This window comes from Bradyrhizobium sp. AS23.2 (assembly GCF_001908185.1).
Classification (GTDB): domain Bacteria; phylum Pseudomonadota; class Alphaproteobacteria; order Rhizobiales; family Xanthobacteraceae; genus Bradyrhizobium.
On sequence record NZ_LGHM01000001.1, the window covers coordinates 1 to 25,754 of the forward strand.

The 25,754-nt window shown below is 64.4% G+C and carries 23 protein-coding genes; 12 read left to right on the top strand and 11 right to left on the bottom strand.

The window, feature by feature from the left end; translation table 11 throughout:
* Positions 1 to 131: 131 nt before the first annotated feature.
* The 3 genes from AC630_RS00005 to AC630_RS00015 all read right to left on the bottom strand — a co-directional run bounded on the left by AC630_RS00005 (position 132) and on the right by AC630_RS00015 (position 3,330).
* Positions 132 to 1,151, bottom strand: a complete 1,020-nt coding sequence (locus AC630_RS00005) for a S1C family serine protease (RefSeq protein ID WP_074116477.1) — start codon at positions 1,149 to 1,151, stop codon at positions 132 to 134.
* A gap of 123 nt (positions 1,152 to 1,274) precedes the next feature.
* Entirely contained in the window at positions 1,275 to 1,724 is a 450-nt protein-coding gene (locus AC630_RS00010; protein WP_074116478.1) for a hypothetical protein, read from the bottom strand.
* Between the two features lie 7 nt (positions 1,725 to 1,731).
* Positions 1,732 to 3,330, bottom strand: coding sequence for a GMC family oxidoreductase (locus AC630_RS00015; protein ID WP_074116492.1), 1,599 nt, complete (start codon positions 3,328 to 3,330; stop codon positions 1,732 to 1,734).
* Between the two features lie 202 nt (positions 3,331 to 3,532).
* Between AC630_RS00015 and AC630_RS00020 the strand changes: the two genes are divergently transcribed.
* A complete protein-coding gene (locus tag AC630_RS00020) occupies positions 3,533 to 4,321 on the top strand; it encodes a thermonuclease family protein (RefSeq protein WP_074116479.1) in 789 nt (262 codons plus the stop codon).
* A 218-nt stretch (positions 4,322 to 4,539) separates the two neighbouring features.
* On the opposite strand, the gene cyoD is transcribed toward AC630_RS00020, so the two are convergent.
* The 4 genes from cyoD to AC630_RS00040 are packed head-to-tail and all read right to left on the bottom strand — an operon-like array spanning position 4,540 to position 8,366.
* Complete coding sequence (gene cyoD / locus AC630_RS00025) at positions 4,540 to 4,929, bottom strand: cytochrome o ubiquinol oxidase subunit IV (RefSeq protein ID WP_074116480.1); 390 nt, start codon at positions 4,927 to 4,929, stop codon at positions 4,540 to 4,542.
* Positions 4,926 to 5,567 carry a cytochrome (ubi)quinol oxidase subunit III gene (locus AC630_RS00030; RefSeq protein ID WP_074116481.1) on the bottom strand — a complete coding sequence of 214 codons (642 nt, stop codon included), beginning with the start codon at positions 5,565 to 5,567 and terminating at the stop codon, positions 4,926 to 4,928. The genes cyoD and AC630_RS00030 overlap by 4 nt, the downstream gene beginning before the upstream one ends.
* Positions 5,567 to 7,570, bottom strand: a complete 2,004-nt coding sequence (gene cyoB, locus AC630_RS00035) for a cytochrome o ubiquinol oxidase subunit I (protein ID WP_074116493.1) — start codon at positions 7,568 to 7,570, stop codon at positions 5,567 to 5,569. The genes AC630_RS00030 and cyoB overlap by 1 nt, the downstream gene beginning before the upstream one ends.
* Entirely contained in the window at positions 7,560 to 8,366 is an 807-nt protein-coding gene (locus AC630_RS00040) for a cytochrome ubiquinol oxidase subunit II family protein (protein WP_245330199.1), read from the bottom strand. Before AC630_RS00040 ends, cyoB begins: the two co-directional genes overlap by 11 nt.
* A 262-nt stretch (positions 8,367 to 8,628) precedes the next feature.
* Between AC630_RS00040 and AC630_RS00045 the strand changes: the two genes are divergently transcribed.
* Genes AC630_RS00045 through AC630_RS00055 form a run of 3 tightly spaced genes read left to right on the top strand, consistent with a single transcriptional unit; the run spans position 8,629 to position 10,815 of the window.
* On the top strand, positions 8,629 to 9,441 hold the full coding sequence (locus AC630_RS00045) for an SDR family NAD(P)-dependent oxidoreductase (protein WP_074116494.1): 813 nt from the start codon (positions 8,629 to 8,631) through the stop codon (positions 9,439 to 9,441).
* Positions 9,442 to 9,458: 17 nt separating this feature from the next.
* Positions 9,459 to 10,013 (top strand): carboxymuconolactone decarboxylase family protein, encoded by a 555-nt coding sequence (locus AC630_RS00050; protein WP_074116483.1) that lies wholly within the window; start codon positions 9,459 to 9,461, stop codon positions 10,011 to 10,013.
* A gap of 1 nt (position 10,014) precedes the next feature.
* Entirely contained in the window at positions 10,015 to 10,815 is an 801-nt protein-coding gene (locus AC630_RS00055) for an SDR family NAD(P)-dependent oxidoreductase (protein WP_074116484.1), read from the top strand.
* Positions 10,816 to 11,034: 219 nt separating this feature from the next.
* On the opposite strand, the gene AC630_RS00060 is transcribed toward AC630_RS00055, so the two are convergent.
* Positions 11,035 to 12,375 (bottom strand): PQQ-dependent sugar dehydrogenase, encoded by a 1,341-nt coding sequence (locus AC630_RS00060; protein WP_074116495.1) that lies wholly within the window; start codon positions 12,373 to 12,375, stop codon positions 11,035 to 11,037.
* Between the two features lie 237 nt (positions 12,376 to 12,612).
* Between AC630_RS00060 and AC630_RS00065 the strand changes: the two genes are divergently transcribed.
* The 3 genes from AC630_RS00065 to AC630_RS00075 all read left to right on the top strand — a co-directional run bounded on the left by AC630_RS00065 (position 12,613) and on the right by AC630_RS00075 (position 15,173).
* Entirely contained in the window at positions 12,613 to 13,803 is a 1,191-nt protein-coding gene (locus tag AC630_RS00065) for a urate hydroxylase PuuD (RefSeq protein ID WP_074116496.1), read from the top strand.
* Positions 13,804 to 13,947: 144 nt separating this feature from the next.
* Entirely contained in the window at positions 13,948 to 14,805 is an 858-nt protein-coding gene (locus tag AC630_RS00070) for a VOC family protein (protein ID WP_074116485.1), read from the top strand.
* A 92-nt stretch (positions 14,806 to 14,897) separates the two neighbouring features.
* Positions 14,898 to 15,173 (top strand): hypothetical protein, encoded by a 276-nt coding sequence (locus AC630_RS00075; RefSeq protein WP_074116497.1) that lies wholly within the window; start codon positions 14,898 to 14,900, stop codon positions 15,171 to 15,173.
* A gap of 429 nt (positions 15,174 to 15,602) precedes the next feature.
* On the opposite strand, the gene AC630_RS00085 is transcribed toward AC630_RS00075, so the two are convergent.
* The 3 genes from AC630_RS00085 to AC630_RS00095 all read right to left on the bottom strand — a co-directional run bounded on the left by AC630_RS00085 (position 15,603) and on the right by AC630_RS00095 (position 18,651).
* A complete protein-coding gene (locus AC630_RS00085) occupies positions 15,603 to 15,986 on the bottom strand; it encodes a cupin domain-containing protein (RefSeq protein WP_074116486.1) in 384 nt (127 codons plus the stop codon).
* A gap of 113 nt (positions 15,987 to 16,099) precedes the next feature.
* Positions 16,100 to 16,804: an SDR family oxidoreductase gene (locus tag AC630_RS00090; RefSeq protein ID WP_074116487.1), complete on the bottom strand. Its 705-nt coding sequence runs from the start codon at positions 16,802 to 16,804 to the stop codon at positions 16,100 to 16,102.
* A gap of 47 nt (positions 16,805 to 16,851) precedes the next feature.
* Positions 16,852 to 18,651, bottom strand: a complete 1,800-nt coding sequence (locus AC630_RS00095; protein ID WP_074116488.1) for a thiamine pyrophosphate-binding protein — start codon at positions 18,649 to 18,651, stop codon at positions 16,852 to 16,854.
* Positions 18,652 to 18,877: 226 nt separating this feature from the next.
* Here AC630_RS00095 and AC630_RS00100 point away from each other — a divergent pair, with 226 nt between their 5' ends.
* The 5 genes from AC630_RS00100 to AC630_RS00120 all read left to right on the top strand — a co-directional run bounded on the left by AC630_RS00100 (position 18,878) and on the right by AC630_RS00120 (position 25,664).
* Entirely contained in the window at positions 18,878 to 19,789 is a 912-nt protein-coding gene (locus AC630_RS00100) for an IclR family transcriptional regulator (RefSeq protein WP_074116498.1), read from the top strand.
* A 143-nt stretch (positions 19,790 to 19,932) separates the two neighbouring features.
* The gene (locus AC630_RS00105; RefSeq protein WP_074116489.1) at positions 19,933 to 21,177 is read left to right on the top strand and encodes an ABC transporter substrate-binding protein; all 1,245 of its coding nucleotides are present in this window, start codon (positions 19,933 to 19,935) and stop codon (positions 21,175 to 21,177) included.
* Positions 21,178 to 21,262: 85 nt separating this feature from the next.
* The gene (locus AC630_RS00110; protein WP_074116490.1) at positions 21,263 to 22,117 is read left to right on the top strand and encodes a branched-chain amino acid ABC transporter permease; all 855 of its coding nucleotides are present in this window, start codon (positions 21,263 to 21,265) and stop codon (positions 22,115 to 22,117) included.
* A complete protein-coding gene (locus AC630_RS00115; protein ID WP_074116491.1) occupies positions 22,114 to 24,654 on the top strand; it encodes a branched-chain amino acid ABC transporter ATP-binding protein/permease in 2,541 nt (846 codons plus the stop codon). Before AC630_RS00110 ends, AC630_RS00115 begins: the two co-directional genes overlap by 4 nt.
* 338 nt (positions 24,655 to 24,992) lie before the next feature.
* Positions 24,993 to 25,664 carry a hypothetical protein gene (locus tag AC630_RS00120; protein ID WP_245330200.1) on the top strand — a complete coding sequence of 224 codons (672 nt, stop codon included), beginning with the start codon at positions 24,993 to 24,995 and terminating at the stop codon, positions 25,662 to 25,664.
* Positions 25,665 to 25,754 lie beyond the last annotated feature (90 nt).

Below are 25,754 nucleotides of genomic sequence, written 5' to 3' on the forward strand. Positions count from 1 at the left end.
ATCAAGGGCGCCATTCGCTCCCAGGCCGCGTCGCTCAAAACCAAACGATCCATCACACCCAAGGCGACCTCCCCAAAAGAAGCCTTGAATCTGATTTGCACTTAAATGGGAATCCTTAGAGTCCACACCACCTAGCGTGCCTTCTTGCGCTCGATCGGGTCGATATCGATCGCCCGCAGGCGGCCGAGCCGCAGCACGTCCATGGCGAGCCGCCGGCCGATCCGGTCGCGGTCGAGCACGCGGATCAGGTCGTCGACGCCGTTGATCTCGACGCCGTCGAGCTTGATCACGACGTCGCCGGGCAAGAGGCCGGCCTTCGCGGCGGGGCCGTCGGGCTCGATCTGCATCAGCAGCGCGCCCATCTTGTTCTCGACGCCGGCCAGCACCGCATGCCGCCGCGGGATCGGCGCGGTCTGTCCGGCGACGCCGATATAGGCCCGGCGGACATAGCCGTGGCGGATGATCTCCGACAGCACGAATTGCGCGGTATTGCTGGCGACCGCGAAACAGATGCCTTGCGCGCCATTGATGATGGCGGTGTTGATGCCGATCACCTCGGCACTCGACGACACCAGCGGCCCGCCGGAATTGCCGGGATTGAGCGCGGCATCGGTCTGGATCACGTCCTCGATGGTGCGTCCGCTCACCGAGCGGATCGAGCGCCCGAGCGCCGAGACCACGCCGGCGGTCACGGTCGATTCGAAGCCGAGCGGATTGCCGATCGCGATCACGAGCTGGCCGCGCCGCAACGTCTTGGAATTGCCGAGCGCGGCATAGGGCAGGTCGCGCACGCCGTTGGCGCGCAGCAGCGCGAGGTCGGTGTCGGGGTCGACGCCGAGCACCTGGGCGTCGCCGACATGGCCCTCGACGTCCCGCAGCCGGATCTCCCTGGAGGAGCCGACCACGTGGCTATTGGTGAGAACGAGCCCATCCGGCGAGATCACAATGCCGGAACCGAGCCCGCCGCGCTCGCGGCCGTTCGGGACCTTTGGCCCGGTCTCGACGCGCACGACCGCGGGGCCGACGCGGTCGGTCACGTCGATCACGGCATTGGAATAGGCGTCCAGCAGAGCCCGGTCATCGACCGGGGCAGACGCCGGCGTCCGCGATGACGCTGCGTCATCGACGATATCTGAGGTAAAATCCAACATGGCAGGAGTCCTTGAGGCTCACACAGATGGTGGCCTGTTCCCTCCAGCGCAAGTGGCCTGCCTGGGTCGGAAGGCTGGGCTGCCAGGGTCGGTCTGCCAGGGTCGGACTGCCAAGGCTGACTGCTACGGCGCCCGCCGCAGCGCGCCCCCTCTTGCCCTGACCGGATCGAGCAGCGACCAGTCGCCATCCGGGAGCACATAGCCCTTGGGGAACGGCGCCCGCAGCTCGAGCCCGAGCGAACGCAGCACCTGGTCGTCGCGGTAGTAGCATTGCAGCACGACGCGGACGAGGGTTGCCGCGGCCGTTCCGCCGGAGCTGCGAAACTCCTGCGCCACCGCATCGCGCTTCGCGGCATCGAGCTCCGCGAGCGGTTGACCTGCCAGCCGCGCCAGATGGTCCAGCGCCGCCGCCACCAATTTCGTATCGCGGCCGAGAGTCGCGAGCATGTCGGCCTGGATCGCGGGATCGTCGGCGCCGGGCACCTTGTACTCGTCACTGGCGGGAACGATCATCGCGGCGACGGTGCGGAGGTCGTCGCGCTGCGTGCGTGTCAGTTGATTGTCTGCAGACATGACGGCCTCAGTCGAACAAGTTGGCGAGACGCTGCTTCATCTGGTCGGCGACGTAGAGCGCGATGGCCTGAATGGTGGAGGTCGGATTGACCCCGCCCGAGGTGACGAAGACGCTTCCGTCGACGATGAAGAGATTCTTCACGTCGTGCGTGCGGCCCCATTCGTTGACGACGGATCTCTTGGGGTCGGTGCCCATCCGCGCGGTACCGAGCAAATGCCAGCCGCCCCACGGGATCGGAGAGTTGATGCAGATGTCGGTGGCGCCGGCCGTTTCGAGAACCTCGCGGCCGCGGGCGAGCGCATGGTCCATCATCTTCTGGCTGTTCTCGCTGATGGTGTAGTTGATCTTCGGCGCGGGAATGCCATGATTGTCCTTCAGGACAGGATCAAGCGTGACGCAATTGTGCTCTTCCGGCAGGTCCTCGCAGATCGCCGAAAACCCAAGCCGATGACCATTGAGCTTGCGGAAGACGCGGTGATGATCCTCTCCCCACGGCAGAATCCCCTTCTGCTCGCTGACGACAGCCTCGAACACCGGCCCTGCCCCGCGCACGAACTGGACGCCGTAGCCGCGCACGAAGCCGCGCGAGAGGTCCGTGTCATACCACTCCTTGCTCCACAGGCAGGTCGGCGGCGCCCGGTTGCTATCGGTCGGCTCCTTCACGTAGCCGTAGATCTGCGCATAGGGATGGAACATCAGGTTCTTGCCAACGAGACCGGACGAATTGGCAAGACCATTCGGGAAGCGCGCGGAGGCCGAGTTCAGCAGCAGCCGCGGCGTGCCGACGCCATTGCAGGCGATGATGACGACATGCGCCGGCTGGAACTGCTCAATGCCATCCTTGTCGTAGTAGACGACGCCCGAGGCCATGCCGTTCTCGTCGGTCGTGATCTCGCGCACCCGGCAATGGGTGCGCAGCTCGACGCCGGCGCGGACCGCGTGCGGCCAATAGGTGATGTCGGTCGAGGACTTTGCGCCCTGCGCGCAGGCCGGTGTGCAATGGCCTAGATTGATGCAGCGCGCCCGACCCTCATAGTCCATCGTCGCGACTGTCGTGTCCGACGGCCACCAGTGCCAGCCGAGCTTGTTCATGGCCTTGCCGAGGATCGCGCCGGACAATCCAAGCGGCTGTTGCGGCATCGGCGGATGCGTCAGCGGCGAGACCGGATCGCCCGAGAGGCCGGACGTGCCCATCATCCGGTCGTTCTCTTCGAAGAACGGCGTCAGCGCGTCATAGTCGATCGGCCAGTCATCGGCGACGCCGTCGAGCGTCTTCACCTTGAAATCGGAGGGATGCAGCCGCGGCCAGTGCGCGGTGTACATCACCGTCGAGCCGCCGACCGCATTGTAGTTGACGACCTTGATCGGCGAATTGTCGTCGTTGATCGGATAGTCCTCGGGCCGGCCGCGGACGTTGGGGCTCGACGACCACTCGCCGTAGAACTTGGCCTCCCAGTCCCGGCCCGTGCTCGGGTATTCCGCCGGGTTCATCCAGCCGCCCTGCTCCAGGCAGAGAATGTGCATCTTGGTCTCGGCCAGCGACCACGCGACCGCCGCGCCTGAAGCGCCGGCGCCGATGATCAGGACGTCCACGGGGTCTTTCATCGAAGCACTGTCCTCCCGCCCTCGCCGCTTCACGGGCGATTCGGCCTTTGCGGCCTTGTCGATAGCGCCGAACGATAGGGTCAGACTGGCCGGTGAGTAAAGGCTGGCGCACGAATGTCGCACTTCGCACAGCGCAGACCATTGGTATCGCGATCTCCGGATGCTAGGAACGAGGCGCAAGAGCAATCGATAGCGAGAAGTTATGCCCCTCGAGAATTCATTTGCCGCCGCCCGCGCGTTTGCGCTCGTTTTATTTCTCGCTCTGTCTGGATCTCTGGGCAGCTCCAGCGGCGCCTCCGCGCTGACCGCCGCTGCGACCGTCCGGGACGCCAATTCGATCCAGCTCGGCGATGTGACCTACCGGTTGGACGGCGTCGACGCGCCCGAGCTGGACCAGGTCTGCATCGACGAGCACGCCGATCCCTGGACCTGCGGCATCGAGGCCCGCGACCAGCTGGCGAAGCTGATCAACAAGCGCCCGGTGCGCTGTGACGATGTCGGCCCCGAGAAGAATTTCGGCAAGCGCCACCGTGCGATCTGCACGGCCGAAGGTGACAAAGCCAGCTTGAACGAACAGCTGGTCAGGCTCGGCTTTGCCGTCGCGCGCGAGCCGATCAAGGCGAACGTCAAGCCGGCCGCGGCCGAAGCCAAGGCCGCCTCGGCCGGCATTTGGAAAGGCTGCTTTGTTGCGCCGCAAGAATTCCGCACGGGCAAGAAGGATGGTGCACTGCTGGGCGCCGCCTGCCGCCCGGACCGCGACAAGGAAATCCGCGCGGTGCTGTTCCCGGAAGACCTGGCGATGCCGCCGAGCTGCAGCATCAAGGGCAAGCTCGCCGTGCGCGCGCGCGTCACCGGCAATATCGGCATCTATCATCTGCGGGGCTGTCCGAGCTATCCCGCGACGACCAAGCCGGACCGCTGGTTCTGCTCGGAGGACGACGCGCAGGCCGCCGGCTTCCGCAAGGCGTATAATTGCCGCCGGCCAAAGTGAACAAGTCGTTCACGCAGGCGTGAGTTGTGGCCGGAGACAGTATTCATCCGGGATTGAACTCGACCTTGAGTTGAGGCATTTTTATCAACGTGCGGTAGTGCCTCGCGCTATCGCCTCCTTGGCGGCAATCCGGCTTCGGCCGATTGTCTTTCCTCGGGCGTTTCCTCCCTAGACTTGGGCCGCTTGTCACCACAAGCGGCTCTTCTTTTCGTGCAGCGCTAACTGTGCATCTGAATGAACTGATCCATCGGCGGCATGTTCTGGTTGAGATGCCCCATGATCCAGACGGTACCGCCGACCACCAGGAAGACGATCAGAAGCCCGAAGGCGAGCGCCAGCACGTTGTTGGTGTTGTCCGGTCCTGTGGTGATGTGCAGGAAGAACACCAGATGCACGCCCATTTGCGCGATCGCAAGCACGATCAGCGCGACTGGAATGGAGGGCTGCCAGACCAGATCGGTTCCGGCGATGAAGAACGAGGTTGCCGTGAGCAGCAGCGCGAGCACGAGCCCGACGACGTAGCCGATCACCCGCTCGCCGACGCTGTGTTGCTCTTCCTCGCCCGGTGCGAGGTCATGTCCGACGGGCATGTGTGTCTGATCGCTCATACGCCACTCCCAAGCAGGTAGACGACGGAGAAGATCGCGACCCAGATGATGTCGAGCGCGTGCCAGAACAGCGCAAAGCACATCATCCGGCGCAGGATGTCGGCGCGAAAGCCTTTTGCGAAGACCTGAGCCATCATGGTGAGCAGCCACAGCACGCCGGCCGAGACGTGCAGCCCGTGGCAACCGACCAGCGAGAAGAACGAGGTCAGGAAGGCGCTACGCGAGGGACCATAGCCGCGGGACACGAGATCGGCGAATTCGCGGAATTCGATGGTGAGGAATATCAGCCCCAGCACGCAAGTCACGGCCATGCCGAGATAGAACCAGAGACGGTTGCGCACGTCGGCGGCGATACTCGCCATACCGCAAGTGAAGCTCGACAGCAGCAGGCAAACCGTCTCGATCGCCACGTTCCTCTGCTCAAAGATCTCCGAGCCTTTGGGGCCATCCGCGGTCTGGTGAACCAGCACCGCATAAGCAGCGAAGAAGCAGGAGAACATCACGATGTCGGAGAGCAGGAACACCCAGAAGCCATAGGCGGTCACGATGCGCTTCGACGCCGGGCCGGGATGCTCGACAACGATGCCGATGTGATGAGGATCGGCATGCGCGTGGCCGACGGTTGCGGTCATCGACATCAAGCTGCCCCCGCCATGCTGACGAGGCTGCGACGCTCCTCGATGTTGATGCGATCGATCCGTTCGACCTCGGCGGCCGGGATGACGTATTCGTCATGGTCGCGCCAGGCGAACACGACGAAGGTCGCGAACGCGCCAAGGCCACCAAGGATCACCATCCACCAGATGTGCCAGATCAGCGCAAAGCCCATGACGGTGGCGAAGAACGCGCAGACGAATCCGGTCGGCGAGTTCCTGGGCATCTCGATGTCCTGGTATTCGGGCCCGGGATGATCCTCGAGCTGCTGCACCTTGGCGTGCCACTTCAGTGCCCAATAGGCATCCTCGCCGCGCACGTCGGGGGGGAACGCGAAATTGAACACCGGTGGCGGCGACGATGTCGCCCATTCCAGCGAGCGGCCGTCCCAGGGATCGCCTGTGCGGTCGCGCAACGCCTCGCGGTTGCGGATGCTGACCACGAGCTGCATGACCTGCGCGAGGACGCCGATCGACAGCAGCAGCATTCCGATCGCTGCAACCATCATCCACGGCCGCCAGGCAGCGACGTCATAGTGCTGCAGGCGCCGGGTCATGCCGAGCATGCCCACGACATAGAGCGGCATGAAGGTGACGTAGAAGCCGATGAAAGTGAACCAGAACGCCACCTTGCCCCAGCGTTCGTCGAGGCGGAATCCAAACGCTTTCGGAAACCAGTATTCGAAACCGGCGAAGGCGCCGAACAGCACACCACCGATGATGACGTTGTGGAAATGCGCGACCAGGAACATGCTGTTGTGGAGCATGAAGTCCGCCGGCGGCACTGCGACGAGCACGCCGGTCAGGCCACCGATGATGAACGTCACCATGAATCCGACCGACCATAGCATCGGCGTCGCAAAGCGGATCCGGCCGCCATACATCGTGAACAGCCAGTTGTAGATCTTCACGCCCGTGGGCACCGCGATGATCATGCTGGCGATGCCGAAGATGGCGTTGACGTCAGGGCCCGCCCCCATCGTGAAGAAGTGATGCAGCCAGACCATGAAGGAGATCACGCAGATCGCCATGGTTGCGAGCACCATGGAGCGATAGCCGAACAGCGGCTTGCCGGAGAACGTCGATACCACCTCGGAGTAGATGCCGAAGGCCGGCAGCACGAGGATGTAGACCTCCGGATGTCCCCAGGCCCAGATCAGGTTCATGAACATCATGACATTGCCGCCGGCCTCGTTGGTGAAGAAGTGGAAGCCGAGATAGCGGTCGAGCAGCAGCATCGCGAGCGTGGCCGTGAGAATCGGGAACGCCGCGACGATGAGGAGGTTCGAGGCAAGTGTGGTCCAACAGAACATCGGCATGCGCAAATAGTTCATGCCCTTGGTGCGTAGCTTCAGCACCGTAGTCACCAGGTTGATGCCGGCCACCAGCGTGCCGACACCGGAAATCTGAAGCGACCAGGCATAGTAGTCGACGCCGACGCCGGGCGAGTACGTCAGCCCCGACAGCGGCGGAAAGGCGAGCCAGCCGGTGCGCGCGAATTCGCCGACCACGAGCGATACATTGACCAGCAGCGCGCCGGTTGAGGTGAGCCAGAAGCCCACCGAATTGAGCGTCGGAAAGGCGACGTCCCGCACGCCGAGCTGCAGCGGCACGACGAGGTTCATCAGCCCGATGACGAACGGCATCGCCACGAAGAAAATCATGATGGTGCCGTGGGCCGAGAATATCTGGTTGTAATGCTCCGGCGGCAGATAGCCCTGCGACTGGTACGCAATGGCCTGCTGGATCCGCATCATGATGGCGTCGCTGCCGCCGCGCAGCAGCATCACCGAGGCAAGCAGGATGTACATGACGCCGATCCGCTTGTGGTCGACGCTGGTGATCCATTCGTGCCAGAGATAGGGCAGATGGCCCTTGACCACGACCCAGATCAGCACGGCGAGGATTCCGACCAGCACCACCGCGCCGGCAATGAGCGGAATGGGCTGATCGAACGGAATGGCCGACCAATCGAGCTTACCGAGCATCATGGCCTCCACTGTGCGGCCGGCCGGCATCGGAGATCAGCTCCGGCCCGGGTCCTGGCGGAATGTGCTGGGTCGCGATCAGGTCGAACAGCCGGGGATCTTCGAGGCGGTAGATCGGCCTGCCCCTCTCGACGCCCTGCTGCATCAGCTTCTTGTAGCTGTCCTCGTTCAGCACGGCATCCGACTTGGCGGTGGTCGCAACCCAGTCCGGAAAGGCGAGCGGCGAGATCACGTTGACGTCGAACATCATCTCGGGAAAGCCGTCGCCGGAGAAATGCGCCGACAGGCCTTGCAGCTTGCCCTCATTGTCGGCGCGCAGGTTCAGCCGCGTCACCATGCCGTTCATGGTGTAGATCATGCTGCCGAGCTGCGGGATGAAGAACACGTTCATCACGCTCGACGACGTCAGTTGGAAGTTCAGCTCGGCGCCGGCCGGCACCGTCAGCGTGTTAACCGTGGCGATGCGCTGGTCCGGATAGATGAAGAGCCACTTCCAGTCGAGCGAGACGGCCTGAATCCTCACCGGGCTTCCGGTGCCAGGCACGGGCGCGGCAGGGTCGAGCTGATGCGAGCCGATCCAGGCAACGCCGCCCAGCAGAATGACGGTGAGCGCCGGGATCGCCCACACCACCATTTCGACCCGGCCGGAATAGACGAATCCAGGCTGGTAATGCGCTCGCGGATTCGATGCGCGAAACCAGAAGGCGAACGCCAGGATCGCGATGATGGTCGGCACCACGATCGTGAGCATGATGAAGACGGAATCGACCAAAATGGTGCTGTTGGCCGCAGCCACGGGCCCTTGTGGATCAAGCAGATTCATCGGCAAGCCACTGCTGGTTGGGAGTCCCCGGGACAGAGCCTAACGCGGGAAAGGCTCCGCAACAAACGCGATCGTGTGTGTTCGGTTCCTTCGAACGCTCAGTCGGCCCCTGCGCAATCTCGCGCGGCGGCATGCAATTCCATGCGATGTCAATGACATGAGCGCGGAGCGACCGGCCTTCTCACCCGCGTCCCACGTTGCTATCGTCAACAAAAAACAGCGGGATGGAAACGACATGCAGGGCCCTGAGGACGATGCCGGCCTCGCCGGCAAGGTTGCGCTGATCAGTGGCGGCGGCGCTGCGGGCGACGGGATCGGCAACGGCCGCGCCGCAGCAATCCTGCTGGCCCGTGCCGGCGCCAAGGTGCTGGTGGCCGATCGTGACCTCAAGCTCGCCGAACGCACGATGGAGATGATCGTCGCCGAAGGTGGCACGGCCGCTGCCCACGGCGGTGACGTCACCAGCGAAGCTGACTGCAAGACGTTGGTCGAGGCGGCGCTCGACCGCTGGGGCCGGCTCGACTTCCTCGACAACAATGTCGGCATCGGCAGCCGCGGCAGCGTGGTCGACGAGGCACCCGAGCAATATCGCCGCGTCATGCAGGTCAATGTCGAGACCATGTTCCTGCTGTCGAAGCACGCGATCCCCGCCATGATCAAGACCGCCAGGGGCGGCGCGATCGTCAACATCTCCTCGATCTCGGCGCTGCGGCCGCGGGGGCTGACGACGTATTCGACCTCGAAGGCCGCGATCATAGGCCTCACGCGCGCGATGGCGGTCGATCACGGCCGCGACAACATCCGCGTCAACTGCATCTGCCCCGGACCGATGTACACACCGATGGTCTATGCTCGCGGCATGAGCGAACAGGCGCGCGCCAACCGCGCCAAGGCTTCGCTGCTGAAGACAGAAGGCACCGGCTGGGACGTCGGCCATGCCGTCAAATTCCTGCTCAGCAATTTCGCGCGCTACATCACCGGGCAGGTGCTGGTGGTCGACGGCGGCGTGACGCTGCAGGCGCCCGAACGCGAGTCACAAGAACATTAGCAGAAGGAAACACGGGGATGGCCCGCCTGCCCTATCTCGAGGCCGACCAGGTCGCGCCCGAATATCGCGACATGCTCAAGCGCAACACCAACCTGCACAAGCTCCTGATCAACTCACCGGATATGGCGCGCGCCTTCAACGGCATCGGCGGCTACATCCGCTTCAAGAGCAAGCTCGACCCGCGCCTGCGGGAGCTTGCGATCCTCCAGGTCGGCTGGATGGAGAAGTCGGAATACGAGTTCACCCATCATGTGAAGATCGGCAAGGAGTTTGGTGTCACCGACGAGGACATTGCGGGCCTGATGGCTGAGACCGAGGGCGAGCCGTCGAAGCTCGAGCCACTGGCCAGGGCGATCCTGAAGGGCGCCCGCGAGATGGTCCGCGAGCTTGCGATGTCGGATGCGACCTTTGCCGAGATCAGGACACATTTGTCCGACGAACACATGGTCGACCTCGTCCTGACCATTGCCTTCTATTGCGGCGTGGTGCGCGTGCTCGCCACCATGAAGATCGACAACGAGCCCTATTACAAAGAGGTACTTCAGCAGTACCCGATCCCGGGAGTGAACTGACATGCGCTTGAAGGACAAGGTTGCGATCGTCGTCGGCGCCGGCCAGAGCCCTGGCGAAGGAATGGGTAACGGCCGCGCCACGGCACTCACATTCGCGCGCGAGGGCGCGAAGGTGCTGTGCGTGGACCATCATCTGGACTCGGCGCAGGAGACCGTCGCGTTGATCGCCGCGAAGCAAGGCACCGCCGTAGCCTTCAAGGCCGACGTGACAAGTTCAGCCGACATCAAGGCGATGGTGGCGGATGCCAAGGCGCGCTGGGGCCGGATCGACGTGCTGCACAACAATGTCGGTGTCAGCCTGTCCGGCGGCGACGCCGAGTTGCTGCAGCTGACTGAAGAGGCGTTCGACCGCGTCGTCGCGATCAATTTGAAGAGCTGCATCATGGCGGCGAAAGAGGTGATCCCGATCATGCGCGCGCAGAAAAGCGGCGCCATCATCAACATCTCCTCGATGGCCGCGATCACCACCTATCCCTACGTCGCCTACAAGGCGACGAAGTCGGCGATGATCGCCTTCACCGAACAACTCGCCTACCAGAACGCCGAATACGGCATCCGCGCCAACGTCATCCTGCCCGGCCTGATGAACACGCCGATGGCCGTCGACACCCGCGCCCGCGAATGGCACAAGACCCGCGCCGAGGTCGAAGCCGAACGCGACAGCAAGGTGCCACTGCGCAAGAAGATGGGCACCGGATGGGACGTCGCGAATGCCGCCCTGTTCCTGGCCTCGGATGAAGCGAATTTCATCACGGGCGTGACGCTGCCGGTGGATGGCGGCGCGAGCGTGCGACGGGGGTAGAAGAGCGATCGCACTGCTTTCCCTTCTCCCCTTGTGGGAGAAGGTGGCATAGGCGGCCTTCGGCCGCCCTTCTTAGGAACGCCGAAGCGAAGCTTCGGCTATGGCGCCGGATGAGGGGTTGCATCCACGAACTCACCCGCAAGCGGATTCGCGGAGAGAGACCCCTCACCCAGCTTCGCTATCGCGAAGCCACCCTCTCCCACAGGAGAGGGTGAAGCGTCATCGCGGCACGCTCGTCACCCGCCAGATCGTGCCGTTGCCGTCTTCCGAGATCAGCAACGATCCATCCTTTGCCACGGCAACGCCCACCGGCCGCCCCCACACCTCCGCATCGCTCACGACGAAGCCCGTGACGAAATCTTCGTACTCGCCTGTCGACTTGCCGTCCTTCATCCGGATGCGGATCACCTTGTAGCCGGTGCGCTTCGACCGGTTCCAGGAGCCGTGCTCGGCGGCGAAGGCATCGCCCTGATACTCGGACGGAAACTGCGTGCCCTGGTGGAAGGTCATTCCAAGCGACGCCGAGTGCGGCTGCACCAGCACGTCCGGCACCGTCACCTTGTCCTTCAAATCCGGCCGGGCACCGGCATGGCGCGGGTCCTCGTTGCCGCCGATATAGAACCACGGCCAGCCGTAGAACGCGCCTTCCTTCACGCTCGTCACATAGTCGGGCACGAGATCGTCGCCGAGGCCGTCGCGTTCGTTGGTCGAGCACCATGGCAGGCCCGTCTGCGGCTCGATCGCAAGGCCGACGCAGTTGCGGATGCCAGTGGCATAGATCTTCCGCTCCTTGCCATCAGGGTTGAAGGCCAGCACGGTGGCGCGCTCGCTCTCGCTGGCCCAGGCTGCGCCAAGCGGCTGCTTCTTTGACCAGGCCTGCAGTCCGCCCGGCGGCGTGCCTATGCCTTCGGCGACGTTGCTCAGCGAGCCGACCGAGACCAGCATGCGCTTGTTGTCCGGCGTGAAGACGATGTCGCGGGTGGAATGGCCGCCGTCATGCGGCAGGCTTGCCACGATCGTCTCGGCCTTGCCGCGCGCCTTCAGATCGCCGGCCTGATATGGAAAGCGGACGACGCTGTCGGTGTTGGCGACGTACACCCATTGTGGATTGTCGCCGGTCGGAAAGAACGCGATGCCGAACGGCTGCCTCAGGCCGCTGGCAAACACCTCGTTGGTCGCAACTTTGCCGCCCTCGCCGGCGCGAAGCACGCGGATGGTGCCGGCCCGCGTCTCCGCGACGAAGACATCGCCGTTCGGCGCAACCCTCACGATGCGCGGCGCGTGCAAGCCCTCCGCGAACAGCTCGATCTTGAATCCTGCCGGCACCTGAAGCGCGGCCTGCGGCGGACGCGGCACCACACGCGGGAATCTTGCGACCGATGGCGTGGCATTGGGTCTGGCGAGATCCTGCGGCCGGATCAGCCTGACCGTGCCCGGTTTGTCGGACTGCCAATTGCCGTAGGCGTCCTTGCCCTGCAGCACCGGATCGGCCTGCGCAAAGGTCGCAACCGCGACGAGCAATCCCGCGGCCATCGTCACGGACAAAATCCTGTTCTTCACGTCGTCCTTCCTCCCGGCCTCCACGTGTCGCTCGTCAACACCGATCGCCCCGCAAACGTCCCGCGACAAGCCAAACGCCTGCCGAATCCCACGTCAGCTCATGCCCGCACGATGTGCATCGGGCGCGGCCCATCGTACTGGAAAATGCGGCTGATCGGTGCGACACATTGTACGGGCTCGGCCGCCGCTTGCGGTCATCAAAGCTGCGGCATTGGTGTCGCAATTGATGGAGTGATCATGTGGGGATCCATCATATCGGAATGGGCGAGCCTGCTGCTCCGCTGGCTGCATGTGGTGGCCGCGGTCGCCTGGATCGGCAGTTCCTTCTACTTCATCCATCTCGATCTCAGCCTGCAACCGAAAGCTGATCTGCCGGATGGCGTGCAGGGCGAGGCCTGGCAGGTCCATGGCGGCGGCTTCTACCGGATCATGAAATATCTGGTCGCGCCGAGCCAGATGCCGGAGGAGCTCACCTGGTTCAAATGGGAGGCCTACACCACCTGGCTGTCCGGCTTCGCGCTGATGGTGGTGGTATACTATCTCGACGCCGATCTGTTCCTGGTCGACAAGTCGATCCTCGATCTGACGCCGGTCCAGGCCGGGCTGTTCAGCTTCTGCAGCCTGGCGCTGGCATGGCTGCTCTACGAGGCCGCCTGCCGCACCGGGCTTGCACAGCGCGAGCTGCCCTTTGCCATCGGCGGCTATCTGTTCCTGGTCGCGCTGACCTACGCCTTCACCCATGTGCTGAGCGGACGCGGCGCCTTCAACCAGATCGGGGCGATCATTGGCACCATCATGGTCGCCAACGTTTTTGCCGTGATCATTCCGAACCAGAAGAAGATCGTAGCTAGCCTGATCGCGGGACAGGCGCCCGAGCCGAAGCTCGGCAAGACCAGCAAGGAGCGCTCGGTCCACAACAACTACCTGACACTCCCCGTGGTCGTGCTGATGATCAGCAACCACTATCCCCTGCTCTACGCCACCCGCTTTAACTGGATCATCGTCGCGATCGTGCTGGCGATGGGGCCGGTGATCCGCCATTTCTTCAACGAGCGCCATGCCGGGCGCAAGTCGCCATGGTGGGTGTGGGGCGTCGCTGCCGTGGGAGCGATCGTGATCTGCCTGCTCTCCGCGGCGGGCCCGCGCGAGGTGACGACAAGCGCGCTGTCGACGCCGCCGACGCTGGCCAATGTCGAGGAGATCGTGATGTCCCGCTGCAGCATGTGCCACGCGGCCGAGCCGGTCTGGGCCGGCATCGTGGCTGCGCCGAAGGGCATCCTGCTCGACGCTCCCGCGCATATCCATCGCAACATCCGCCTGATCGGCCGCGTCGCCGCCTGGTCCGCCGCAATGCCGCCAGGCAACATCACGGAGATGACCAGCGAGGAGCGCGCCATCCTCGCCGCCTATATCGAGCAGACTCGCTGACGCCATCACGCGTCGACGCCGCGTTTCGCGGAATGAAATTCCGCATTTCCCGCCGATTTGAAAATGACTTGATCGCCTATCCGGCGTAGACAGGACCAGCGGCCGCTGCCGCGGTCCAGTCAGTTTGAATTCGGGGAAAGAACAGTGGCCCTCAAGAACGTCATCGGTATCGACCACGCGGTGGTCATGGTTCAGGACCTCGACAAGGCCGCCGAGAACTACCGGCAGCTCGGCTTCACCATCTCGCCGCGCGGCACCCACAGCGCGCATATGGGCTCCGGCAACTACACCATCATGTTCGACCCGGACTACATGGAGCTGCTCGGCGTGCTCGCCCCGACCGAGCACAATGCGCCGGCGCGCGCCTTCCTCGACAAGCGCGGCGAAGGCATCGAGCGTATCGCCTTCACCGCGGTCGATTCCGCCGCCGGGGCTGAGGAGATCCGTGCACGGGGCCTCACGCCGATCGGCCCGACCGATTTCGAACGGCCCGTCACGCTGCCAAACGGCACGGTCTCGGCGGCAAAGTTCCGCACCTTCATGTGGCCGACCGCGGAGGCGCCAGGCGGCGTACGCATCTTCGCCTGCCAGCACAAAACGCGCGAAACGGTTTGGATTCCCGAGCTCATGAAGCACGCCAATGCGGCGAAGCGGATCAAGCAGGCGCTGATCGCAACGCCCGAGCCTACGAAGGAAGCCGCGCATCTGGGCCGGCTGATCGACCGCGAGCCGAAGACCGACGCCGACGGCGCGGTCACCGTGCCCTCCGGCGGCGATTGTGCCGACTTCGTCTACCTGACACTCGACCAGCTCGGCAAACGCTATCCCGGTGTGCCGCTCGCAGGTCTGTCCGAGCGCGGTGGCGCGGCACTGGTGCTCGTGAGCGGCGATCTGGCGGCCACCGAGAAGGCGCTCGGCCCCACCGGCGTCCGCAGCGGGTCCGCGATCTGCGCGCCCCCGGCCAAGGCCAACGGCATCCTGCTCGCCTTCGTTACCGGCTGATTTTAACTAATTCTTTAACAGGCGTTTACCCGCAGGCCCCAGGATTTACGGCTGTTCACGCCGCCTTGTCACGCCGCCTTGGGGCCAAGCGCATGTTTAAAGAGGGATCGCCGATCGCCTATGACGCGCCGGCCGAACTGAAGAAGTGGCCATCGCTAAAGGGCCAGAGGCAAAAGGACAGAGGCCCGCCCTATCTCGTCTACAACGGCACGCTCGCCGACTGCGTCCGCGAGCTCATGGGCAAGCCCATCAAAGGCATCTCGCTCTACGACATCATGACGAGGCCGCAAGCGGCCTTCGACCAAACCGTGCTCTCGCCCGGCGATGCCGCCGAGATCGCGATGCGCAAGGATTTTCCGAAGGATTAGGGCGGAATGCGCCTCCATCGAACGGCCAAAAGTGGCTTGCCAAGGAGAGCGAGCTGCCGCGCGAGACGCGCGACTATGTCCGCATCATCACCGGCACCATTGCCGAAGACTGGACCGAGCGCTCGGAGGCCCTCCCGATCCGGATCGACCTGCCACGTGAAGCGCCTTGCGAGGGCATTGGCAGCCTCTCCAAGACAAAGGACGTTGCCTGGGTTCCGGTGAACCTCCGCCGTCGATCACCACTATCATTCGTAAGGCCGAGGAATTGGCGGAGCGATTGGCCGCCAACCGCGCGCGCAAGCGGCTTGCATCCTCGCTCCGGAAAAGCGCTCCGGCCCGCGGCAAGACGCGCAGTATGATCGCAGCGCGCGGCAAGAAAAAGCGCAAAGGCCCGCGCCGTCCGCATCGCATCGAGCGAGCGCTAACCGGTCACACCGGCTTCTCGTCGTCGGTCACCGGCGATGTCACCACCAGGAACACGAGATCAGTGAGGCCGGAATTCGAGATCGCGTGCTCGACGCCGGGTGGCAAGAAGATCACGTCGTGCTTGCGCACCACGTGGCTCTTGCCGGCGATCTCCATCAGGCCTTCGCCGTCGAGCACGTGATAGACCTGCTCCTGCACCTTGTGGTGATGCCGCGCGACAAAGGCCATCGGCTGGTACATCGAGATCCGGTAGTCGATGTGGCGCGAGCCCGCCGTCTCCGGCATCACCAGCGGCTTCGACAGCGCGCCGCCGAAATGATTGGGAAACTCGCGCCAGGGCACCTCGGCGATGTTGCGGATGAAGACGCCGTTGCTCTCCTCGACCATGATCGTGCTCCCTAGAGCGTTTTCGAGCGAAGTGGATACCGGTTCGCGTCAAGAAAACGCGTCAGAATAAGAGTCTAGAGCCCCGTTCCGATTCCATCGGAACGGAAATGGCTCTAGTTCACCAGCGCGCCGCCGTCGACATAGACGATCGAGCCCGTGGCAAAGCCGTTCGCCATGAAGCTGAGGATCTGCCGGGCGATGTCGTCGGCCATGCCGACACGGCCGACCGGCAGCGCGGCCGCTGTCTTCGCCAGCATCTCCTTCCGCGCCGCTTCCGGCATCGCCGCCCGGATCGGCGTATCGATCACGCCGGGCGACACCGCATTCACGCGTACCGGCGCAAGCTCGAGCGCGAGCGCGCGGGCCAGCGATTCCAGCGCCCCGTTCGCCGCACTCACGATCGCCGAATTCGGCCGCGGCCGGATGCTGAGAAAGCCGGTGACGAGCGTCAGCGAGCCGCCCGGACAGATCTCGGCCTCGCGCGCGACGCGCCAGGCACCCCAGAACTTGCCTTCCATGGTGCCGCGCACGTCCTCCATCGCAACCGTTTTGAACGGCCCGGTACGAAGCTGCGCAGCGGTTAGCACGACATGATCGACAGGACCGGTGCCGCGGAACAGATCCGCGACGCTCTGGTCGCTGCGGACATCGGTGGGAATAGCCGTGACCTTCAGACGCTCGGCGACGGGGTCGAGCTTCGCGGCGTTGCGCGAGGCGATGATGACATCCGCGCCCTGGCTCTTCGCAAGCTCTGCCGTGGCAAGTCCGATGCCTGAGGAGCCGCCGACCACGACGACCTTTTTGCCTGCGAGCGTCATTCCGATCTCCCCGATATTGCCTTGATTGGTGATTTTGTGGGCTGCGCTCAGCCCGGCTGGAAGCGCGTGCCGATGCCGGCCTTGCTCTGACCAAGGCCCGGCAATTCCCAGACGCCCGCACCGGCGGGATTGACGTCGGCAGCGATATCGACGTCGATCAGATAGGGTCTGTTGGCGGCGATGCCCTTGCGGATCGCCTCGCCGAGATCGCCGGCGCGATTGACCCGCACGCCTTCCACGCCGCAGGATCGCGCCATCGCGGCGAAATCCGGATTGTAGCGCTCGCCCGTCTCCGGATGCTTGAAGTCGGTCGCAAGTTCGCGCCCGCCGAGATAGCCGCGCTGAAGCCCGCGGATCGAGGCATAGGCGTAATTGTTCCAGACCACCCACACCACGGGCAGATTGTACTCGACCGCCGTGCCCAGCACATTGGCATGCATGAAGAAGGCGCCGTCGCCGCACACCGACACGCAAGGGCGATCGGGGGCCGCGAACTTCGCGCCCATCACGCCTGCCACGCCAAAGCCCATCGGACCAAAACCCATCGAGCCGATCAGCGAGTCCGGCCGCTTCGGCTTGCAAAAACCCAAAAGCCAGTTGTGATGCACGCCGATGTCGGAGACGATGATGGCGTCCTCCGGCAGCGCCTTGTCGATCTCGGCCGCCGCGCGCTGTGGATTGATCGGCGTGGTGTCGTCGGAGAAGCCGGGCGCGACGAACTTGTCCCACTCCTTGCGATAGCCGTCGATCTGCGCCAGCCACTTCTTGCGGGCATCGGACTTCTTGAAGAGGTTGTCTCGGCGATCGAGCTCCGCATGCACCTGGCGCAGGAAGGTGCGAACGTCGGCCATCAGCCCGAGCGCGACGGGATAGTTGCGGCCGATCTCCTCGGGATCGATGTCGACATGGATCAGCTTTGTCGGCGGGATCGTGAAGGAGTAGCCGGGAATCCAAGAGCTCGAGGTACGGTCGTCGAAGCGGACGCCGAGCGCGAGCAGCACGTCGGCCTGGCGCGCGGCGTGATTGGCCTGGTAGTGCCCGGCGCGCGCAACGAGGCCGAGTGCGAGTGGATGATTGACGTCGAGTGCGCCGAGCCCGCTCGCGGACGCCGCAACCGGGATCTGAAGCCGCTCGGCAAGCTTGCGCAATTCGTCCGCCGCGCCGCCGTAGCGAACGCCCTGCCCGACCAGCATCACCGGCCGCTCCGCCGAGAGCAGCATGTCGACAGCCTTCTCGACGCCATCAGGATCTGCGCCGCAGCGGCTCGATATGTTGGCATTCCACTCGGTCGCCCTCGGCGCCTCTTCGGCCGCCGTTTCCATGAAGACGTCGAAGGGCACGTCGACCACTACCGGACCGGGCCGGCCCGTGATCATGGTCTTCCAGGCCTGGCGTACCGCGAGCGGCACCATCTCGCCGCGCGTCGGCTGAAACACCTTCTTGCACATGGTCCGCACGGTTGATGGAAAGTCGGCCTGATAGTGCCGGTACATCTCCTGGAACGCGCCGCGATTGAACTGACTGGTCGGCACATTGCCGGTGATCGCCATGAACGGTACGGAATCGAGGAAGGCGTTGGCGAGCGAGATCGGCAAGTTCGCCGAGCCCGGTCCGCAGGAGGTGAAGGTCGCCGTCGGCTTGCCCGAGACGCGGTAATAGACGTCGGCCATAAAGCCCGCGACGCTCTCGTGATGCACGGAGATCGTCTTGATCTCCTGGGAACGCTCGTACAGCGCGTCGATGAACTGGATGTTGCCGTGGCCGCAGAGCCCGAACACCTGCGGCACCTTCTCCTGGATCAGATAATCGACAATGACCTGGGCGCCATTGAGCATGTTTCGCGACATCAACCGTCTCCCTGCGGCCCGCAACTTCTTGTGGACCGCGGCAGAGAACATGGCGCGGTCGTCGCTGAGCCGCGGGCACCCTATATTCTCATAATGCTGTACGTCAATTTATATTGTGATAGGTTGCTAACTTGAGGAAACGCGGGCTGAGCTCCGACGGTCGCGTGGTTGCGTGCTACTGTCGATGCATCGAGTCACGACGGATTTGCCAGAGGGGGCCTTGTCCTTGAGATCGCGTACCAAGCCGACGACCGGTGAAAAGCCAGCAGGCCCGCGCAAGGCCGCGATTGCCAAACTGGTCCCTGCCCCCAGAGCCGATGGTGACGATGAAGCCGACGACAAGCAGCGCGGCGGCGGCGTTCAGTCACTCGGCCGCGCCTTCTCGATCCTCGAAGAGGTGGCGCGTCATCGCGAAGGCATCGGGCTTGCAGAACTGAGCAAGCTGGTCGGCCTTCACAACTCGACCACCTTTCATCTCGCAAAGACGCTGGTCTCGCTCGGCTACCTCCGGCAGGAGAAGGACAACAAGCGCTATCGCATCGGCCGTCCCTTGTTTGCGCTTGCGGCATCCGCGCTCGACGAGATCGAGATGGTCAATGTCGCGACGCCAGTGCTGGAGGAGCTGTCGCGCCAGACCAGCGAAAGCAGCCATTTTGCGGTGCGCATGGGCGATGCCGTGATCGTCATCGCGCGCACCAGCGGCCCCGGTGCGTTCCAGCTGACCGACCGCGTCGGTGTGGTGCGCCCCGCCCATTGCACCGCGCTCGGCAAGATCATTCTGGCATCGCTGCGGCCCGAACAGCTCAAGCGGTTCCTCGATCGCGCGGAACTGAAGCCAGCGACGCCAAAATCCATCACCGACGCCGGCGTGCTCACGCGCGAGATCGCCGAGGTGCAGCGCACCGGTGTTGCCTTCGATGACGGCGAGTTCAATCCGGAAGTGCGCTGCGTCGCCGTACCCGTGACCGATTTCACCGGGCAAGTGATCGGTGCCCTCGGCATTTCCGGGCCGATCTGGCGCCTCTCCAACCAGGCGCTGCACGCGAGCGCCCAGGTCGTGCAGGCCGCAGCCGACCGTCTGTCGGCTGAATTCGGCGCCAAAGGCACGGCGCAAAAGGCGCTCACGCAAAAAACCTGAACCGCGCGCAAGCGGCGATTTTGCCGGTTGACACCGGCGATGGCGTTCGGGATTATCCTCCAGCATTAGAAAAACGCCTCTCACAATACCGGATACCCGGTTTTGAAGGGAGCCACACGATGCGCCCCGGGGAGGAAACAGGGATGATCCGCACCAGCCGACGGACGTTGTTACGGACAGGCGCAGCCTTCGCTGGCGTGTCCGCACTTGGGTTTCCGGCAATCGTGAGGGCGCAAGCCGAGAAGATCCGGATCGGGCATCTGACACCGCTCACGGGTTTTCTCGGCGTGATCGGCAGCTATGCCCAGTTGGGCGCGAGGCTCGCAGCGGAAGAGATCAACCAGTCCGGCGGTATCCTCGGCAAGCAGATCGACCTGCTCTCCGAAGACTCGATCAACCCGGCGACAGCGGCGACAAAAGCGCAGCGCATGCTGGAGCAGGACGGCGCTGTGGTGCTGCTCGGCGAAATCTCGTCGGCGTCCGCGCTCACCATCATGCAGGTCGCCGAGCGCAACAAGAAGGTCTTCTTCTCCACCGGCGCGCGCTCGGACGCGCTGCGCGGCAAGAACTGCAACAAATACTCGTTCCACTGCGACATCCCGAACACCGTGATGGTCAACGCGGTCGGCACCGCGCTGTCGCAGAAGGGCATGGTGAAGGGCAAGAAGTTCTTCACGCTCACCGCCGACTACATCTTCGGCCATGATCTGCTGAAGGCCGCCAAAGCGTTCTTCGGCGCGCACGATGCTAATCTCATCGGCGACGAATTGATCGCGACCGACGTCACCGATTTCAGCCCGTATCTGCTTAAAGTTCGGCAGGCCAAGCCCGATGTGGTCTGCTGCAACCTCGCCGGCAACCAGGTGACCAATCTCGTCAAGCAATATGCCGAGTTCGGCTTCCCCTACCCGCTGGTCGGCTTCAACCTCAACACCGGCGATGCCTGGGCCGCGGGCGCGGGCAATCTCAGCGGCACCTGGCCGACGGTCTGGTATCACACGCTGAACAATCCGACGTCGCAGGCTTTCGTCGCCGCCTTCACGAAGAAGCACGCCAAGCCGCCGGAGAACCATGCCTGGATCGACTACATCACGCTGAAGCTGCTCGCGGAGGCGATCAACACGACCAAGTCGACCGATAGCAATGAGCTGATCGCCTATTTCGATAAGCAGACCCAGTTCGACATCGGCAAGGCGCGCAAGGCCTATTTCCGCTCCTGGGATCATCAGCTGGTGCAGGAGGCCTATCCGTTCACGGTGAAGCCGAAGGACCAGATGAAGGACCAGTGGGACATGCTGGTGCTGGGCGATGTTGTGCCGGCGGCGAACGATCCGCTGGAGTCGATCTATCCGACGAGGGAACAGAATCCCTGCGAGATGAAGGCCTGACCCGCGGCGTACGCGCAGCGAGGCCGATTGGCGTCAACGGCGCCGGCCCTGCCGGCGCCGTTCTTTTCAAGGCGATGGACGCGACATGCAGCTCGAGTTCTTGCTGGAACAGGTGGTGAATGGCCTCGTGCTCGGAGGCTACTACCTGCTCATCGCGCTCGGGCTGTCGCTGATCTTCTCCGTCGGCGGCATCGTCAACCTCGCGCACGGCGCCTTCTACGCGCTCGGCGCCTATGTCTGCGTCGAGCTGACGACGCGGCTCGGCTTCGGCGCCTCCGTTGCGATCTCGCCGTTCGCGGTCGCCCTGCTCGGCATCCTCTTCGAGCGCTTCATCCTGCGCCGCTTCTACACCGCCGACCCGATCCTGAGCCTGCTCGTGACCTTCGGACTTGCGATGGTCGCAGAACAGGCGATCCGCATGATCTGGGGCGCCGCGCCCGTCTCAACCGAGATCCCGCAGAGCTTTCGCGGCTCGGTCATCGTCGGCGACTTCCTGTTCTCGCGCTATCGCCTTCTGGTGCTGCTCGGAATCTGGCTCTTGCTGCAAAAGACCTCGTTCGGACGCGTGGTGCGCGCCGGCATCCAGCGGCCCGACATGGTCGCCGCCCTCGGCATCCGCCTGCAGCCCTACATGACCGCGATCGTGATGCTGGGCGTCGGCATGGCCGCGCTCGGCGGCGCCTTCTTCGCGCCGATCACCACCGTGCATCCGGCGATGGGCGCCGAGATCATGACGGTGGCTTTCGTCGTCGTCGTGATCGGCGGCCTCGGCAGCTTCTGGGGCGTCGTCATCGCCGCCCTCCTCGTCGGCGTCGTGCGCGGCATCGCCATCCATTTCGAGCCGGCAGCGGGTGAAGCCTCGATCTACATCCTGATGTTCCTGGTGCTGCTGGTGCGCCCGCGCGGCCTGCTCGGCGAACGCATCGAGAAGTTCGAATGAGAAGCGCTTCCGCCATCGACCGACTGAAGCCGCTGCTGATCGCGACCGTCGCGATCATCGCGCTCCCCTTCCTGCTGAAAGCGTTCGGCCTGTCGCTCAACACCGGCACCTGGATCGTCGGTCTTGCGGTCGCGACGATGGGGCTCAACCTTTGCATCGGCTATACCGGCCTCGTCTCGTTCGGCCACAGCGCCTGGTTCGGCATCGGCGCCTACGCTGCCGGCCTGATCCAGCTGCGATTCTTCCCCGGAGAGATCTGGCTGCCGCTGCTCGGATCGATGGTCGTCGTCGCGATCGCATCGACCGTGATCGGCATGCTGATCCTGCGCCGGCGCGGCGTGTACTTCTCGCTGCTGACGCTGGCTCTCGCCGCGCTCGTCTACACCACCGCTTTCCGCTGGACGAGCCTCACCGGCGGCGAGGACGGGCTCGGCGGGCTGAAGCGCGGCAACATCGGACCGATCAGCCTCGACAGCGCACTCAACTACTACGTGGTGGTCGCGGCGATCGGGCTCGCGGTGCTCTATGTGCTGATGCGCCTCGTGCGCTCGCCCTTCGGGCACGTGCTGGTCGCGATCCGCGAGAACCAGCTACGCGCGAGCTTTCAGGGCTATCCCGTCGAGCGCTACAAGCTCGCGGTGTTCGTGATCTCCGCCGTCGTCACGGGCCTTGCCGGCGCGCTGATCGCGTTCCTGAACTATCTCGTCTCGGCCGAAGCCGTCTCGGTGCCGTTCGCCGGCGAGCTGCTGGCGATGGTGGTCATCGGCGGCATGCGCAGCCTGCTCGGCCCTGCGCTCGGGGCGCTGTTCTTCATCCTGTTCCGAGAACTGTTCTCGATCTGGACGTCGGACTGGCTGTTCTGGTTCGGCCTCACCTTCGTGGCCTTCGTGATGTATTCGCCCGGCGGCCTTGTCGGCATCGGTTCGCTGATCATGCGCCGTCTCCGCCCTCCCGCCGAAGAAACGGCTGCCATGAGCCGCCGCAAGATCTATGACGGCCTGCCGCTGCCCGACTTCCTGCGGCCTGAAGCACGTCAAGGCACCGTGCTCGAGGTCAACGGCGTCTCCCGGAAGTTCGGCGGCATCCGCGCGGTCGAGAATGCCAGCATCACCGTCGCCGCTGGCGAGATCCACGCGCTCATCGGGCCGAACGGCGCCGGCAAAACCACGCTATTCAACCTGGTCTCCGGCCTCTACGCGCCGGACGGCGGCACGATCCGCGTCCAGGGACGCAACATTGCCGGCGTGCCGGCGAATCTGATCTGCCACCAGGGGCTGGCGCGCTCCTTCCAGATCACCAATCTGTTTCGCGGGCTCACGATCTACGAGAATTTGCGCCTGTCGCTGCAGGCGCGGCGACCGATGCGCTTCAACATCTGGAACGACATCGACGCATACGAGGAGATCCACGCCGAGACCGCCGCGCTGGTCAAATTCCTCGGCCTCGAAGGCATCGAGGCGCTCGAGGGCGGCGAGCTCTCCTATGGCGGGCAGCGACTGGTCGATCTCGGCATCGCGCTCGGCTCCAAGCCGCAGGTGCTGCTGCTCGACGAACCGCTCGCAGGGCTTGCCGCAGCCGAGCGCGAGCGCGTCTCCAACCTCGTCAAGAACATCGCGGCCAACATTCCCGTGCTGATCGTCGAGCGCGACATCGACCGCGTGCTCGGCTTCTCGCAGGTCGTCACCGTGATGAACCAGGGCGAGGTGCTGATGTCCGACTGCCCTGGGGCGGTGCGGGCCGATCTGCGCGTGCAGGAGATCTACACCGGCAAGGGCATTCCCGCCGTCAAGCACCGGCGCAGCAATGATGCGTCCGGCGAACGCGAGACCGTACTGCGTCTCGACCAGGTCAACACGTTCTACGGCAAGAGCCACATCCTCAACGACGCCGCGCTCGACGTGCGCGAAGGCGAGATCGTCGCGCTGCTCGGGCGCAACGGCGCCGGCAAATCGACAATGCTCAAGACCATCGCCGGCCTCGTGCCGGCGGCCTCAGGAACCATCGATTACCGCGGCACCGACATCGCACGTCTCCCTGCCCCCGACATCGCGCGGCGCGGTGTCGGCTACGTGCCGCAGGGCCGCGGGCTGTTCGCCGGCATGACGGTGCGCGAAAACCTCGCGCTCGGGCGCCTGGCGCGCAAGACCGACAGCAGCGACGGCGTTGTCTGGGACGAGGAGCAGATCCTGCACTACTTCCCGCGCCTGAAGGAGCGCATGACCATCGCAGCTGACTATCTCTCCGGCGGCGAGCAACAGATGGTCGCGGTCGCCCGCGCGATGTCGGGCAATGTGCGCCTCCTGCTGCTCGACGAGCCCTTCGAAGGCCTCGCACCGGCCGTGACGCTCGAACTCTTCAAGGTGTTCGACCAGCTTCGCCGCCACATGTCGATCGTCATCGTCGAGCACAATCTCGACCTCGTGCTCGCGCTCGCCGACCGCGTCTTTGCGCTTGAGCGCGGCGCCGTGTTCCACCAGGGACCGGCGGCGCCGCTGCTGAACGATCTCGGCTATCGCAAGCAAATCCTGTGGCTGTGACGTCGCGCTCGCGCTCGTAGCGGTGTCCGTCAGACTTGATGGCAAGCGGCAGCCTCCCAAACAAAAAACGCGAAAACAACCCCATGTAAAGTAGCCGACGCTTGAGAGAACAAGGACTTGCACACCCGTAAAGTCATTTGACTCGTCGGGCAAAACACCGGCAGGATGGCATCATCGCAACAATCGTGAATGTTCACGCCAGCCTGGCCAGGGCTGCTTCGGCGCGATTGCGCGTAAGCCACTCATCGACATCTCAAAAATCGCATCCGCGCGCAGCGAGCGAGCGGCCTCGCGCCGCGAGCCCACGCCTGCGCCTGCAACTGCACAGGAACATCGACATGACGACATCTCCGAAACGCCGGGGTATCTCGCCGATTGCGACAAACGACCGCAGCGCCCCCGCCACGAGCCCGCGCATCAAGCTCTACAAGCGGCGAATTGCGATCGACCATCCCGACCCGCAAGCCGGCGAACGGCTGCTGGCCGACGCACTCGGCGCCGTCGACCGCGACGCGCTGCATGGCATCCTAAAGCAGTTGGTGAAGGCCAGCGCGATCGGGCAAAGGCCCGATGAAGCCAACCTCGCCTTCATGATCTCGATGATGAAGAGCATCGCGCCGCGCGATTCCATCGAGGCCATGCTGGCGGCACAGATGGTGTGCGTTCACGTCACCGCTATGCGATGCGCTCATCACCTCGCCTGCGCCGGCGACCTCGCCAGCCAGGACAGCGCCTCGCGCGCGTTAGCCAAGCTCGCGCGCATCTTCCCGGCCCAAGTGGAGGCGCTCGGCCGCTACCGCAACAACGGCGAGCGGGCGATCACGGTGCAGAGCGTGCCAGCGCTGGACGGGGGTGAGGCGATCGCGGGCAATGTCGCGCAGCATGCAAGCATGATCGTTGCGGAGACAAATGCAGCGGGCACGACGATGCATGCTGGGACAACCCTTGCGCCCGTTGCCCGTCAAAACGAGCAAAAACAGGTCGAGGCCACACCAGGCGTGCGGGCATGACCGCCAGCTACGCCCGCAACATCGGCCCGATGCTGGCAAGCCCGCGCTGCGGCGCTACGACACGCAGCGGCCTCCCCTGCCGCGCGCCGG

Excerpts from the sequence above, each read along its gene's own strand:
- AC630_RS00105 (WP_074116489.1), top strand. The coding sequence starts at position 19,933 with ATGATCCGCACCAGCCGACGGACGTTGTTACGGACAGGCGCAGCCTTC.
- AC630_RS00015 (WP_074116492.1), bottom strand. The coding sequence starts at position 3,330 with ATGAAAGACCCCGTGGACGTCCTGATCATCGGCGCCGGCGCTTCAGGC.
- AC630_RS00090 (WP_074116487.1), bottom strand. The coding sequence starts at position 16,804 with ATGACGCTCGCAGGCAAAAAGGTCGTCGTGGTCGGCGGCTCCTCAGGC.
- AC630_RS00030 (WP_074116481.1), bottom strand. The coding sequence starts at position 5,567 with ATGTCGATGACCGCAACCGTCGGCCACGCGCATGCCGATCCTCATCAC.
- AC630_RS00045 (WP_074116494.1), top strand. The coding sequence starts at position 8,629 with ATGCAGGGCCCTGAGGACGATGCCGGCCTCGCCGGCAAGGTTGCGCTG.
- AC630_RS00095 (WP_074116488.1), bottom strand. The coding sequence starts at position 18,651 with ATGTCGCGAAACATGCTCAATGGCGCCCAGGTCATTGTCGATTATCTG.
- AC630_RS00050 (WP_074116483.1), top strand. The coding sequence starts at position 9,459 with ATGGCCCGCCTGCCCTATCTCGAGGCCGACCAGGTCGCGCCCGAATAT.
- cyoD (WP_074116480.1), bottom strand. The coding sequence starts at position 4,929 with ATGAGCGATCAGACACACATGCCCGTCGGACATGACCTCGCACCGGGC.
- AC630_RS00020 (WP_074116479.1), top strand. The coding sequence starts at position 3,533 with ATGCCCCTCGAGAATTCATTTGCCGCCGCCCGCGCGTTTGCGCTCGTT.
- AC630_RS00055 (WP_074116484.1), top strand. The coding sequence starts at position 10,015 with ATGCGCTTGAAGGACAAGGTTGCGATCGTCGTCGGCGCCGGCCAGAGC.
- AC630_RS00075 (WP_074116497.1), top strand. The coding sequence starts at position 14,898 with ATGTTTAAAGAGGGATCGCCGATCGCCTATGACGCGCCGGCCGAACTG.
- AC630_RS00010 (WP_074116478.1), bottom strand. The coding sequence starts at position 1,724 with ATGTCTGCAGACAATCAACTGACACGCACGCAGCGCGACGACCTCCGC.
- AC630_RS00065 (WP_074116496.1), top strand. The coding sequence starts at position 12,613 with ATGTGGGGATCCATCATATCGGAATGGGCGAGCCTGCTGCTCCGCTGG.
- AC630_RS00120 (WP_245330200.1), top strand. The coding sequence starts at position 24,993 with ATGACGACATCTCCGAAACGCCGGGGTATCTCGCCGATTGCGACAAAC.
- AC630_RS00005 (WP_074116477.1), bottom strand. The coding sequence starts at position 1,151 with ATGTTGGATTTTACCTCAGATATCGTCGATGACGCAGCGTCATCGCGG.
- AC630_RS00085 (WP_074116486.1), bottom strand. The coding sequence starts at position 15,986 with ATGGTCGAGGAGAGCAACGGCGTCTTCATCCGCAACATCGCCGAGGTG.
- AC630_RS00115 (WP_074116491.1), top strand. The coding sequence starts at position 22,114 with ATGAGAAGCGCTTCCGCCATCGACCGACTGAAGCCGCTGCTGATCGCG.
- AC630_RS00110 (WP_074116490.1), top strand. The coding sequence starts at position 21,263 with ATGCAGCTCGAGTTCTTGCTGGAACAGGTGGTGAATGGCCTCGTGCTC.
- cyoB (WP_074116493.1), bottom strand. The coding sequence starts at position 7,570 with ATGCTCGGTAAGCTCGATTGGTCGGCCATTCCGTTCGATCAGCCCATT.